The organism is Pyxidicoccus fallax (assembly GCF_012933655.1).
In the GTDB taxonomy this organism is placed as follows: Bacteria; Myxococcota; Myxococcia; order Myxococcales; family Myxococcaceae; genus Myxococcus; species Myxococcus fallax.
The window spans coordinates 14,468-27,885 of sequence record NZ_JABBJJ010000042.1 but is presented as its reverse complement, the minus strand read 5'-3'; the positions used below and the strand labels follow the sequence as shown (position 1 = coordinate 27,885).

The window sequence follows — 13,418 nt, the reverse complement described above, 5'->3', positions numbered from 1 at the left end:
AAGCGCCAGGCCCCACTGGCCCGAACGGATGGAGCGCCAGGTCCTCTTCAACTCGGGCCGAGCAGACCAGACAACCCGCCGCCCTCCGTCAGCCCGCGCCCTTGAGGAACGCGGCGAGCTTCTCGTACGCGTCGGCCAGCGGAGGAATGGGCGCGCTCTCGTTGGCCTGATGTGCCTGGGCCGTCTCACCCGGGCCGTAGTTGACGGCATCCACGCCCCACTCGCCGAAGCGGGCCACGTCCGTCCACGCCTGCTTGGACGCGGCGGGCAACCCTGTGAGGGACATCAGCTTCTGGAACAGCGGGTTGCCGGCCACCACGGGGCCGCTGGGCGACGCATCGGTGAACTCCACCTCCGCGCGGTCCGCGACGAGCGCGAGCACATCCTGCTTCGCCTGCGCGATGCTCTTCCCCGGCGCGAAGCGGTAGTTGAGATTCAACTCGAACGCCTCGGGGATGACGTTGCGCGCGCGGCCGCCCTTGGCGAGCGTGGCGTTGATGACCTCGTAGAACGGGAAGCCGGCGACGTTGACCTCCACGCGCTGGCGGCCGAGCAGCTCCGCGAGGAACGGGCCCGCCTTGTGGATGGCGTTCTCCCCCTGCCACGGCCGCGCCGAGTGCGCGCTGCGCCCGGTGAAGCGCACCGTCACCTGCATGGAGCCGACGCAGCCCACCTGCACCACGCTGTCGGTGGGCTCCATGGCGATGCCGAACTTCACGCGCGCGAGGTCCGGGCGCTTCTCGAAGAGGGGAATGAGGCCGCTCTCCGCATACGCCCCTTCCTCGCGCTCGTAGAAGAGGAACGCGAGGTTGACCGGGAGCGTGTCGCGCCGGAGGTCCTCGGCCAGCGCCATCATGACGGCGAGCCCGCCCTTCATGTCGGAGGCGCCGAGCCCGAAGACGCGCTCGCCCTCGATGCGGGGCTCACGGCCCTGGTCGCTGGGGTGCGCGGGCACGGTGTCGAGATGGCCGATGAGCGCCACGGTGGGGCGCGAGTCCTCGATGCGTCCGAGGAGCAGCGTATGCCCGACGCGGAAGACCTCCTCGCGCTTGAAGTGCTGGAGCGCCCAGCGCTCGACGTGGTCGGCGATGGGGCCCTCATGGGTGATGGGGCTGGGAATGCGGCACAGCTCGAGCGTCGTGCGAGCGAGCCGGGTGGCCAGGTCGTTGGAAGACATGCGCCGGGCACCATACCCCCGGGCCACCCCGGATTGGAGTTGGCCCGGCACACGGTTGCCGCTCAAATGACCGGGAATGTCCACGACCCCAAATCCCGAAGCGACCCGGGCCCTGCTCTCCCTGTGCGAGAACCGCGCGCGCTGGCCGTCGGAGCTCGCCCCTGACGCCGTGCGCAAGCTGCTGGCCGAGGGCGCCGACGTGCACGGGCGCGGCAGGTACGGCTCCACGCCGCTGCACTTCGCGGTGCTCGCGCCCGACTCGGAGAGCGACCCACGCCCCAACCTCGACGTGGTGCGTGTGCTGCTCGAGGCGGGCGCGGACCCCAATGCGCGAGATGACCATGCCCAGACGCCCCTCCTCCGAGCTGTTCCCTCCAACTCCGACGAACGCTACGAGGCGCACGCGCTGGAGCTCATCCACCTGCTGCGAGCGGCCGGCGCTCGGGTCCCAGACGATGTGAGGGGCCGAAACGCGGGTGCGTTCCGCATGGGCGGAACACCCCGCATCTACACGGAGTTGCTCGACGCGGGCGCTCGCATCGACGTGCGTGACGATGAGGGGGGCACGCCGCTCCACCAGACGGTCGACTTCTGGGACGCGCCCCTGGCCGAGCTGCTGCTCGCCCGAGGCGCCGACGTCAACGCCCTCGACGGGTTGGGTCGCACGCCGCTCGGCCTCGCGCTGCGCACCCGCCAGGAACGGGTGGACTGGGGCATGGAGAGCATCCACGACCCGGGCCTCAGCGACCTCAACGCCGTCATCGATGTGCTGGAGCGTGCCGGAGGCAAGCCTCGCGTCCCCTATGCCTGGAACGAGGCCGACCCGTTCGGCCCCTTCCCCGTCGACAGCGCCGCGCTGCGCGCCGCCGTGCCGGAGGACGGGTTCCCGTTCGAGCACGACGTGGAGTCGGCCCAGGAGTTCATCACCGGCCTGCGCAGCGACGGCACCCCCAGCAGGCCGCTGGCCCTCCTCGCGGCGCTGCGGGACACCCTCGGGACTCCCCCCAGACACCTGCGCCTGAAGGGCCCGCTGACGCTGAACGGACCGTTCTTCCACCACGGAGACCTGGAGGTGGACGGCCATCTCGACATCCGCAGGCCCTTCGCGGTGACGGGCAACCTCATCGTGCACGGAGTCCTCGATGACAACGGGAACGACTCCCCCGTCCACGTCCTGGGAGACGTGCGCTGCCATGCGCTCTTCTCGAGTGGCGACTTCAACGTGAAGGGCGACATCCACGCGCGAGACATCGTCATGGGCTACTACAACGACCACTCGCTGAGCGCCGACACCATCCACGCGCGCGTCGTCATCTCGGTCGACCACGACATCATGGCGGACGTCAAAGCCGAGCACGAATTCGGCGACCGCATCCGCCCGCGGGACGGCGAGGACAGCGTCGCCAAACGACTGCGCGCGCTGTTCGTCCCCGAGGTGTTCCGGGAGGAGGCGCCGGGAAACGAGGACGAGGACGAGGCCCTGTACGACGAGCACGACCTCTTCGACCGGCTCCGCAAGGGCCTGCCCGTCTTCCGCGAGCGGCCCTGACGCCGCCGCCTCACGCGGACGGAGAGGCCTCCTCCTCGAAGCGCGTCATGCCCTCCAGCACGGAGGCGCAGAGGCACGCGGGCCCCTCCAGCGCGGTGAAGCCGTGCGCGCTGCTCTCGGACTTCTCCAGCTCCTCGCCCGGCCACACCTCGTGGCCGTCGTCCTCGCGGAAGCCGCCCTCCAGCACGAGATTCCACTCGCGGCCGTGGTGCGTGTGCTTCGGGTAGCGCACGCCGGAGTTGAGCCGGAGGATGCCGGCCATCATCCCCTCGCGCGCCGGCCCCGCCTCCACGGGCATCAGCTCCGAGCCCTCCACCGGCCCGGGCATCCACACCGACGGGTCGCTCACGGACGCCAGGATTTCCAGCGCCCGCTCGCGCGTCAGGTCGAAGAAGGCCGCCACCCGGTCCGCGAACCGGGCCAGCCGCCCTGGCCCCTCCATCCGCTCCATCAGCCGCGTGAGCACTTCAGGTGGCGGCTCCACGGGAGGCACCAGCGACGTGAGCACCTCCCGCGCGGGCACCAGCCGGGCGGCCAGCGTCCGGCACCGGGCACACCCCGCGAGATGCCGCTCGGCGGCCTCCCACTCCGGGGCCGCCAGGGTGCCCAGCGCCCACTCGGTCAGGATGTCGTCCAGGTGCTCCATCGTCACATTCCATCCCCTTCCGCTCTATCTACGGAATGCGCGCCCGGTTGGATTTCGACTGGCGGCTCGCGGCCTAGACGGGCACCGCGAAGTCCCGCAGGGCGGCGTTGAGGCTGGTCTTCTGGTCCGTGGACTTCGTGCGCTGGCCGATGATGAGCGCGCACGGCACCATGAACTTGCCGGCGGGGAACTGCTTCTCGCGCATGCCCGGAATCACCACGCTGCGCGCCGGCACGCGGCCCTTGTAGATTTTCTCCTCCGGCCCGGTGACGTCGATGATCTGCGTGGACGCGGTGAGCACCACGTTGGCGCCCAGCACCGCCTCCTCCTCCACCACCACGCCCTCCACGACGATGCAGCGGCTGCCCAGGAAGGCGCCGTCCTCGATGATGACGGGCGACGCCGTGGGCGGCTCGAGCACGCCGCCCAGGCCCACGCCGCCGGACAGGTGCACGTGCTTGCCCACCTGGGCGCAGCTGCCCACCGTGGCCCACGTGTCCACCATGGTGCCCGCGCCCACGCGCGCGCCGATATTCACATAGCCCGGCATCACCACCGCGCCGCGCTCCACGAAGGCGCCGTAGCGCACCGTGCCCGGAGGCACCACGCGCACACCCGCCGCCTCCAGGCCCTTCTTCAGGGGCACCTTGTCGTAGAACTCGAAGGGGCCCATCTCCATCACCTGCATCTCCGACACCGCGAAGAACAGGAGGATGGCCTCCTTCACCCAGGCGTTGACCTTCCAGCCCTCCGCGCCCTTCTCGGCCACGCGCAGCTCGCCCGAGTCGAGCCGCGCCACCGTCTCGCGCACGGCGGCCACATGGGCCGGGTCCTTCAGCTTCGTCCGGTCCGCGAACGCGGCGGACACCTTCTGGGACAGCTCTTCAATCGGAGTCATGGCGGCAGACATGGCGCCTCCTAAAAGCACACTTCCCGGCGCCGCGCCGCACTCACGTGTGGGCCGCGCCGACGCCCGGGGGTTCCACCAACGGGTACGTCTGCGTGGGAATCTCCCCGCGCAGTGCCTTGTCCGTCTCCGGCAGCCCGTTCGGGAATCGCCCTTCCAACACCACCGAGCCCCGCGCCACGTGCCGCACCCGTGACAGCGGCACCTCCGACCAGTGCAGGCTGAAGGGCCACCGCCGCACGAACAGGTGCTCCTGCCCGATGAAGGCCACGTGCCCCAGCTTCTTCCCTCCCTCGTCCCGCACCTTCATGCCCTGGATGATGGAGCGCCGCTCGTAGGGCGACGCCAACTCTGGCCACGCCATGGGTGTCACCTCCTGGACTTTGAAGCTGGTGTCCCACCTTCACCCCCGCGAGCACGCACCCGACGTGCGAGCGCTTGCACGCTCGGTGGCTTTCCCTTACAACTTTCGAAGCATTCCCGGGGTTTTCTGGCTTTTTGACGCAACTCGACTGGTTCACCTGCGGACAATCATGACACCCTTGGGTTAACCCTCACCCCCCCCATCTGGAGGGCTCATGCGCGCATCTCCCCTGCGCCCGTGGCGCCGCGCCCTCGCTGTCCTCGCCCTGTTGGCCGCCGGTTGCTCCGGCCAGGTCTCGTTCGACCAGCAGCAGGGCGTGCCGGACTACGACGACCCGGATCCGGATCCGCCCCCCGTGCAGCAGGACGGCTCGCTGCCGTGTGACCTCGAAAGCGTGCCCGCCGGGGTGACGCTCCAGAGCATCGCCGAGGACTTCGCGCGGGTGGTGCACCCGGCGATGGTGCGCGAGGTGTCTGGCTGCATCTCCTGCCACTCCACCACCCATGCGCGCCTCTTCACGGTGACGCAGAACGGGGTGGAGACCTTCTACGCCGCGCGCGCGGCGGGCTTCATGAAGCCGGAGTCCGGCTCGCTGCTGTCGCGCCTCGTCACCACGGACATGTCGGCGCGCATGCCGCGCGGGCAGCCGTCGTGGAGCGCGCAGGAGATTGCCGCCGTGGCCAGCCTCACCTGCCAGCTCGCGGCGGTGGAGACGCGCCAGCCCTCGGCCCGGCCGGACGAGGAGTTCCCCCTGGCGCTCCTCGAGCCCTACAGCGGCCCAGCGCTGTCCACGTACGACAACCCCTTCATCGGCTACGACCAGCTGCGGGGGAAGGTGAAGGCCGTCTTCAACGACACGTGGGTGCGGGGCGAGGTGGACCGCTTCGCGCAGAACGTGGGCCTGTTCGGCGGCGTGGACTACAAGGACCACTTCGTCGAGGCGCGCGCCGCCACCGCGGACTTCTTCCTGGGCCTGGACGACCTGTCCCGCGACGTGTGCCTCACGGCGGCCACCCACAAGACGGGGCCCTTCACCGGTTTGGACCTGGCGCAGCCGCTGGTGGACATCCCCGCGCCCACCACGAAGCAGTACGAGATGGAGAACGCGGCGCGCACGGACGGCACCATCCCCGCCGGCACGCAGATTGTCGCCAGCACCGGCGCGCGGTCCGGCACCACCGGGTGGAACCTCTACACCACCGGCAGCCTCACCACGGCCCAGCCGTACGCCTTCCCCGTCAGCGCCACGTACCGCTTCACAGTGAAGTCCAGGGGCAACCTGTGCGGCCCCGACCTGCCGCACATGCAGCTCAAGATTGACGGTGTCATCGTCAAGGAGTGGGACGTCTCCAACGACACGGCCTACGCGGACTTCGTCCACGCCCAGGCGGTGACGGCGGGCGACCACGTGCTGTCCGTGCACTTCACCAACGACTACGGCGAGTCCGGCGTCTGCGACCGCAACCTGCACGTGGACGCGCTCCAGGTGTACGGCCCCACCGAGGCCTCCACCGGCACGCAGCGCGCGGACGCGGCGCGGGCCAAGGTGGACACGCTCTACCGGCGGATGCTCTACCGCGCCGCCACCGCGCAGGAGCGCGCCAACGGCCACGCGCTGGTGAAGGACCTCAACGACATCGAGGCCCACCTCCCCAAGGCCTGGAGCGGCCTGTGCGAGGGCCTGATGCGCTCGCCGGACTTCCTCTTCACCCTGCCGCCCTCGGTCGAGAACCTGAGCGGCAAGGAGCGCGACAAGCTGCTCTTGGTGAAGCTGGCGCTGGACCTGGTGGGCCGCCCCCCCACCGCCGCCGAGTTCACCGCGCTGGAGAGCGGCCAGCAGACGTGGGAGGCCATGGTCGACGGGTACCTCGCGTCGACGGAGTTCCGCGACTGGTACTACCAACGGATGCGGGTGCGCACGGAGAGCGAGGGCACGCCGGACACGGACGAGCCCGCGCGCCTGTGGACGCACCTCGTCGTGGAGGAGAAGCCCTTCGAGGAGCTGCTCACGGGTGACTACTCGGTGGGCACGGACTTCCAGCAGGTGGCGCGCCCCGCCGAGCACGGGAAGACGGGCGTGCTCACCATGAAGGGCTTCATCAAGAACAAGCCCGGCCTGCCGCACTACAACTACGCGGCGCGCGTGATGACGGACTTCATGGGCACGCTGTACGAGATTCCCTCGGAGGTCTTCGACATGCGCGGCGCGGCCACGGCCTCCTCCACGGTGGACCCCAACAGCCTCTGCTTCTCCTGCCACCAGACGCTCACGCCGCTGGCGCACCAGCGCCTGCGCTGGGACGACGAGGGCAACTACCGCATGACGGACGTGGAGGGCCGGCCGCTGGACGACAGCGACCGGGGCCTCGTGAGCGTGTACGCGTACAAGGGCCAGGGCATGGAGGCCTTCTCCACGCAGGCGGTGAAGAAGGAGGCCTTCATCCGCCGCACGCTCAACGCCCAGTACGCGCTCTTCTTCGGGCGGGAGATGCGCCACACGCTCGACGAGCGCGTCATCTACAAGCGCCTGTGGGACGTGTCGAAGGAGAGCCACGGCAACCTCAAGGCCGTGCTCAAGACGCTCGCCACCTCACCCGAGTACCTGCGCCGCTGACCGGAGAGTTGCCGCCATGAAACGCCGCCAATTCCTCGCTGGCGCCACCGCTGGCGCCGCCATCAGCGCCCTGGACTGGCTCCGCTTCTTCCGCGCCTTTGGTGTCCCGGGCACGAAGAAGGAGCTGGGCATCGCCGAGGCCGCCGCCGCCGAGGCCGCCGAGCCGCACTTCCTCATCTACTGGTTCCAGGAGGGAGGCTGGGACGGGTACAGCATGTTCAACCCCGTCCACACGCCCAACGACGCCACCCGCGTCATCCCCGCGGGCACGCTGCGTCCCACGCCCTCGTGGAGCCAGCACCGCTACCGGCCGAAGAACTACGGCACCTCGCCGCTGGACCCGCCGAAGACGCAGGGCAACATCCAGTACGGCTACCTCGCGGCGGACGGGCTGGAGCTGTTCCCGGACCTCGCGGTGGTGTCCAGCCACAACGGCAACACGTTCCACTCGGGCGGCCGGTGGGAGTACCACTACGGCAAGTACAGCGCGTCCTATTCCGGCAAGCGCAACCCGGACGAGCGCACCGTCATGCAGGCCTTCTGCGAGGCGTACGGCAACGGCTTCCTGCTGCCCCACGTCTCGTGGCACCGGTGGCTGGCGGACGGAGAGCTGTCCATTCCGTCCTACCCGGACGGCACGGGCTACTACGAGCGGCTGGGCCCGGTGCACGCGCACACCATCTACGGCAAGACGCCGGCCGCCATGCGCGAGCGCCTGTCCTCGCTGGGCAGCGTGGCGCAGGGCCAGCGCGACGCGCGCATCCGCCAGTTCACCGACAACCTCCAGGCGTCCTTCCTGGCGGAGAAGAACAGCGAGTCGGTGAAGGCCTTCGCCTCGGCGCTGCAAATCCACCGGGCGCTCACGGCGGGCGGCACCATCAACATCGACCCGCGCACGCTCTTCACCCACACGCAATTGCGCGCGGAGTTCGGCGTCACCGCGGCGGACGAGGCGACGGACTCGGCGTCCATCAACGGCAACCCGGCCCGCTCGAAGGAGACGCCGAACACCAACGTGCAGGCGCTGATGACGTACGAGCTGATGACGAAGGGCCTGTCCATCGGCTTCTTCATCGAGAACCGGGGCCTGCGGCAATTCGACACGCACCGGGACCGCCGCGGCATCATGAACAACAAGGGCCAGTCGGACCAGCGCGACGCCATGCGCAAGAACCTCTGGAACCCGCTGAAGACGCTGGTGGCGAAGCTGAAGGCCACGCCCTACGGGACGACGGGGAAGAGCTACTACGACTTCACCACCATCGTGCTCGCCTCGGAGATGGGGCGCACCATCTCGGGGGACGTGGAGTCCATCCTCGCGAACTCCGCCACCCCGGACGCGCAGAAGTACGAGGAACTCATGACCCAGGACTGCTGCCAGCACTGGCGGGTGAGCAGCGCGGCCTTCCTGGGCGGCACGGTGCGCGGGAACACGCAGTACGGCCGCGTGGGCAGCTCGTCGCTGGAGGGCATCCCCCTCATGCCGGACGGCACGCTGGACCCGGCGTATGACCCGGACACGGGCCTGCTGGTTCCGGGCCGCACGAAGAGCCCCAACAGCTTCATCACGGACGCGGGCCACGTGTACTCGACGGCGCTGCACCTGTCCGGACTGAACCCGGCCGCGCTCAAGGCCGCGGGCAAGGGCCGCAACGACAGGCCGCCGCTGACGTTCATCAAGCGCTGAGCGGAAGAAGGCCGGCCGCCCGGAACGGGCGTGCCGGCCTTGAGCCTGGACACGCTTCCGGAGCGGGCTACCTCCCGATGACCTTCGACACCGCGTCGACGATTTCCTGCTCCGTGGGGAACGCCAGCGTCTTCTTCTCGATGACCACCTTGCCATCGACGGCGACCACGTAGCTTCCCGACGGTCCCGGTTTCAGCTCCGCTTCCAGGTCCAGCTCATCCTTCAATACGGCCGCCGCACGGGCGGCCCGAGGCTTGTAGCCTCAGGAAGTACAGTACGTAATCGTCACCTTCGGGTCGGCCATGGCGGGCCTCCTTGCGTGTACGTGGAGCGCACGGCACGTGCGCCCACAGACTGAGTTACTGCGACGCCTCGCCCATGGCCAGTGTCCGCCCGCCCGACGTGGCGCCCTCCCGCCTGCCTGGAGTCGAGACGCTCTTACTGGGAGAGAGCTGGACTCTTGGAAACGGACCGGCGCCCCATTCCCGGGGTGCGGTCGCGCGGTTAGGTTCCGCCGCGCCATGACGGACTTCCGCCGCCGCGTTGCCGCCGCCTACGACGCAGAGACGTTCCGCCGCGAGGCCCACCGCCTGGTGGACACGCTGGCCGGGTACCTCGCCCAGGCGGAGCGCGGCGAGGGGCCGGTGCTGCCCTGGGCGGCGCCCGCGGTGAACGTGGACCGCTTCGCCGCCGCCTTCCCCGAGGAGCCCTCGGGCGACTTCGCGGACCTCATCGCCCGGGTGCTGTCCGGCTCCAACCACCTGCATCACCCGCGCTACGCGGGCCACCAGGTGACGGCGCCCGTGCCGCTGGCCGCGCTGTGCGACGCCGTCTCGTCGCTGCTCAACAACGGCATGGCCGTGTACGAGATGGGCCCCGTCTCCACCGCCATGGAGCGCAACGTGCTGCGGTGGATGGCCGCGCGCCTGGGCATGCCGGAGACCACCGACGGCGTGCTCACCTCGGGCGGCTCCGCCGGCAACCTCACCGCGCTGCTCGCCGCGCGCCAGGCGAAGGCCGGCTACGACGCGTGGAACGAGGGCGCCCACGCGGGCCCGCCCCTCACCGTGCTGGTGCCGAAGTCGGCCCACTACTCCATCTCCCGCGCCACCCGCATCATGGGCTGGGGCGAGGGCGGCGTGACGCCCGTCTCGGTGGACGAGCGCTTCCGCCTGCGTCCGGAGGCGCTGGACATCGCGCTGAAGACGGCCACGCTCGCCGGGCGCAAGGTGATTGCCGTGGTGGCCAGCGCCGGCTCCACCGCCACCGGCGCCTTCGACCCGCTGGAGCCCGTGGCCGACTTCTGCGAGCGCCACGACCTGTGGTTCCACGTGGATGGCGCGCATGGCGCCTCGGCCGCGCTCAGCCCCACGTACCGGCACCTCGTGCGCGGCATCGACCGGGCGGACTCGGTGGTGTGGGACGCGCACAAGGGGCTGTTGATGCCGGCGCTGGTGACGGCCGTCCTCTTCCGCGACGGCTCGCGCTCCTTCGAGGCCTTCGCCCAGGAGGCCAGCTACCTCTTCCACGGCGACGCCGAGCGCCCGTGGAGCGACGTGGCCCTGCGCACCCTGGAGTGCACGAAGGAGATGATGGCGCTCAAGGTGTACGCGTGCCTCTCGGTGCTGGGCACGCGGCTGTTCTCGGACGCGGTGACGGAGTCGTACGACCAGGCCCGCCGCTTCGCGAAGCGCCTGACGGCCGCGGGCGACTTCGAGGTGGCGACACAGCCGGACTGCAACATCCTCTGCTTCCGCCACACCCCCGCGCACGTTCCGCCGGAAGAGTGGGACGCGCTCCAGGCCCGCCTGCGCGAGCGGCTGGTGACGCGCGGAGACTTCTACCTCGTGCAGACGAAGCTGCCCAAGGGGGTGTACCTGCGCGTCACCCTCATCAACCCGCTCACCACCGACGCGGACCTGGACGCGATGATGGAGGCACTCAGGACGGCAGCTCGACGGTGAACGTGCTGCCCTTGCCCGGCTCGGACTCCAGCGTCACCGTCCCGCCCAGCACGGACACCAGCTCGCGCACGAGCGTCAGCCCCAGACCCACGCCCGGCTTGGACTTGTGGTCCAGCGGCTCCAGGTGCTGGAAGGGCTCGAAGATGCGCGCCCGCGCCTCCTCGGGAATCCCCGGGCCGGTGTCGCGCACCGTCACCCGCCGCAGGTCCGGCGCCACCTCCAGCGCCACGTACACCCCGCCCTGCTGCGTGTACTTCACCGCGTTCAGCATCAGGTTGAGCACCACCAGGTGCACCATGCGCGGGTCCGTGCGCGCCTGCACCATCCCGCACGGCCGCGCCAGCGTCAGCTCCAGTCCCTTGCGCTCCGCCTCGCCACGCACCTCGTCCAGCACCTCGCCCACCAGCGCCACCAGGTCCACCGGCTCGCGCCGCGCCACCAGCCGGCCCCCTTCGAGCTGCTGGTACTGGAGCACCATCTCCGTCATGTCCCGCAGCCGCGTGGTGGCGCGCGTCAGCCGCTCGAACATCTCCGCCGGCTTCGGCGGAAGGGTGCCCAGCTCGCGCAAGAGGGCGTGCTGGGTGAGCTGTAGCACGGACAGCGGCGTGCGCAGCTCGTGGGACACCAGCCGCAGCAGCGTGCCCTTGGACTCGCTGGCCTGCTCCGCCACCCGGCGCGCGGAGCGGGTCGTCTCCAGCGCCGCCTCGAGCTGTCGCTTGCGCAGCCCCAGTTCCCGCGCCAGCCCCTCCATGTCCGCCGTGCGCGCGTCCAGCGCGTCCCGCAGCACCTCGCGCGTGCGCTTCATCACCGCGAGGTTCGCCACGCGCGCCACCAGCTCCTCCGCCAGGAAGGGCTTCACCAGGTAGTCCTGCGCCCCCGCGCGCAGGAGGTCCACCCGCATCGCGTCATCCGCCCGCGCCGTCAGCAGCAGGATGGGCGTGGCCTCCAGCCCGGCGCGCGCGCGCACCTCGCGCACCAGCTGGTCCCCGCCCATGCGAGGCATCATCACGTCGCTGACGATGACGTCCGGCCGCAGCGCCTCCGCCTGCCGCAGCCCGTCCTCTCCGTCCACCGCCGTGGCCACCCGGAAGTCCGGCGCCAGCGACTCCGCCACGTAGCGGCGCATCTCCCGCGTGTCCTCCACCACCAGCACCCGCGGGCGGAACGCGTCGTCCTCCCGCACGGGCAGCGCCTCGGCCGCGTCCGCCGTCGGGCGCAGCACGTCCAGCTCCGCATGGGCCGCGCCCGGCGTGGCGCGTGGCTCCGGGCGGGACTGCACCTGGACCCCCGACGGCGCCACCAGCGGCAACTCCACCACGAAGCGCGCGCCGCCTCCCGGCCGCTCCTCCCCCCGGATGCGCCCGCCGTGCAGCGTCACGAAGTCGCGAGCAATCGCCAGCCCCAGCCCGGTGCCGCCGAACTCGCGCACGGTGCCGCCCTCGCCCTGGCGGAAGCGCTCGAAGATGACCTCCCGCAGCTCCGCCGGCACGCCCGGCCCGCTGTCCTCCACCACCAGCCGGCCCCACCCCGCCTCGGCGCTCAGGGCCACGCGGATGGAGCCCTCCTCGGGGGTGAACTTCATCGCGTTGGAGAGCAGGTTCAGCACCACCCGCTCCACCTTGTCCCCGTCCACCTGCGCCGGCAGCGCCGACGGCAGCTCCAGCGTGTAGCGCAGCCGCCGCTCCGCCACGAGCCCCTCGAAGTTCTCCGCGCACAGCCGCACCCGCCGCGCCAGGTCCTCCTCCGCGTAGGACACCCGCATCTGCCCCGCGTCCAGCCGGGCCACGTCCAGCAGCGCGTTCACGTGCCGCAGCAGCACGCGCGCGTTGCGCCGCACCACCTCCAGGTCCTTCCGCTCGCGCGACTCCAGCCCCTCCCGCCCGAGCAGCCGCTCCACCGGACCCAGGATGAGCGCCAGCGGCGTGCGCAGCTCGTGGCTGACGTTGGCGAAGAAGCCGGTGCGCTGCGCCTCGGACTCCTTCAGCCGCGAGTAGAGCGCCTCCAGCTCCTGGCTGCTCTTCTCCAGCGCCACCCGGCGCTCCTCGGACACGCGCGCGGACGCCACCACCTCCGCCACCCGGCGGCGGAAGGGCAGCAGGTACACCCCCGTGGCCACCGAGGCCACCGCCGTCACCGCCTTCACGCCCCCCGCCAGCCAGTACGCCGAGTGCCAGACGTTCCACACCTCCATCAGGTGCGTCAGCCCGCACGCGCCGATGAAGACGCCAAAGGAGAGAATCATCCCCCCGAAGGGCAGCCGGATGCGCCGCACCAGCACGTACAGCGTGAGCGAGATGAACAGATAGGCGCTGCCGATGAGCGCGTCCGACAGCACGTGCAGCGCCACCAGGTCCGGCTGCCACTGGTAGCAATGCCCGTGCGGCATGTGCCACGCGCCGTAGAGGAAATCCCTCAGCCCCGCCGCCAGCCCGCCCTCATCCCCCGCCGAGGCCTCCACGGACAACACCCCGTGGTCCGCGTGTCCGAGATGGTCGTTCATGCCCTTCCCC

At 70.7% G+C, this 13,418-nt stretch carries 10 protein-coding genes; 4 read left to right on the top strand and 6 right to left on the bottom strand.

Going from position 1 to position 13,418, the window contains the following annotated elements:
- Positions 1-88: 88 nt before the first annotated feature.
- Positions 89-1,177 (bottom strand): succinyl-diaminopimelate desuccinylase, encoded by a 1,089-nt coding sequence (gene dapE, locus HG543_RS12010; protein WP_169344864.1) that lies wholly within the window; start codon positions 1,175-1,177, stop codon positions 89-91.
- Positions 1,178-1,253: 76 nt separating this feature from the next.
- Here dapE and HG543_RS12005 point away from each other — a divergent pair, with 76 nt between their 5' ends.
- Positions 1,254-2,726 carry an ankryin gene (locus HG543_RS12005; protein WP_169344863.1) on the top strand — a complete coding sequence of 491 codons (1,473 nt, stop codon included), beginning with the start codon at positions 1,254-1,256 and terminating at the stop codon, positions 2,724-2,726.
- A 10-nt stretch (positions 2,727-2,736) separates the two neighbouring features.
- On the opposite strand, the gene HG543_RS12000 is transcribed toward HG543_RS12005, so the two are convergent.
- From HG543_RS12000 to HG543_RS11990, 3 genes are all read right to left on the bottom strand, one after another.
- Entirely contained in the window at positions 2,737-3,372 is a 636-nt protein-coding gene (locus HG543_RS12000; RefSeq protein ID WP_169344862.1) for a cupin domain-containing protein, read from the bottom strand.
- A 73-nt stretch (positions 3,373-3,445) separates the two neighbouring features.
- Positions 3,446-4,270: a 2,3,4,5-tetrahydropyridine-2,6-dicarboxylate N-succinyltransferase gene (locus tag HG543_RS11995; RefSeq protein WP_169344881.1), complete on the bottom strand. Its 825-nt coding sequence runs from the start codon at positions 4,268-4,270 to the stop codon at positions 3,446-3,448.
- 52 nt (positions 4,271-4,322) lie between these two features.
- Entirely contained in the window at positions 4,323-4,643 is a 321-nt protein-coding gene (locus HG543_RS11990) for a hypothetical protein (RefSeq protein ID WP_211193880.1), read from the bottom strand.
- A 214-nt stretch (positions 4,644-4,857) separates the two neighbouring features.
- Here HG543_RS11990 and HG543_RS11985 point away from each other — a divergent pair, with 214 nt between their 5' ends.
- Positions 4,858-7,257, top strand: coding sequence for a carbohydrate-binding domain-containing protein (locus HG543_RS11985; RefSeq protein WP_169344860.1), 2,400 nt, complete (start codon positions 4,858-4,860; stop codon positions 7,255-7,257).
- 16 nt (positions 7,258-7,273) lie between these two features.
- The gene (locus HG543_RS11980) at positions 7,274-8,944 is read left to right on the top strand and encodes a DUF1501 domain-containing protein (protein WP_169344859.1); all 1,671 of its coding nucleotides are present in this window, start codon (positions 7,274-7,276) and stop codon (positions 8,942-8,944) included.
- Positions 8,945-9,011: 67 nt separating this feature from the next.
- Here the strand turns inward: HG543_RS11980 and HG543_RS11975 are convergent, their stop codons facing one another.
- Positions 9,012-9,248 carry an Rdx family protein gene (locus HG543_RS11975; RefSeq protein WP_246356950.1) on the bottom strand — a complete coding sequence of 79 codons (237 nt, stop codon included), beginning with the start codon at positions 9,246-9,248 and terminating at the stop codon, positions 9,012-9,014.
- A gap of 217 nt (positions 9,249-9,465) precedes the next feature.
- Between HG543_RS11975 and HG543_RS11970 the strand changes: the two genes are divergently transcribed.
- Positions 9,466-10,908, top strand: coding sequence for a pyridoxal phosphate-dependent decarboxylase family protein (locus tag HG543_RS11970; protein WP_169344857.1), 1,443 nt, complete (start codon positions 9,466-9,468; stop codon positions 10,906-10,908).
- On the opposite strand, the gene HG543_RS11965 is transcribed toward HG543_RS11970, so the two are convergent.
- Positions 10,886-13,408, bottom strand: coding sequence for an ATP-binding response regulator (locus HG543_RS11965; protein ID WP_169344856.1), 2,523 nt, complete (start codon positions 13,406-13,408; stop codon positions 10,886-10,888). The genes HG543_RS11970 and HG543_RS11965 overlap by 23 nt on opposite strands.
- Positions 13,409-13,418 lie beyond the last annotated feature (10 nt).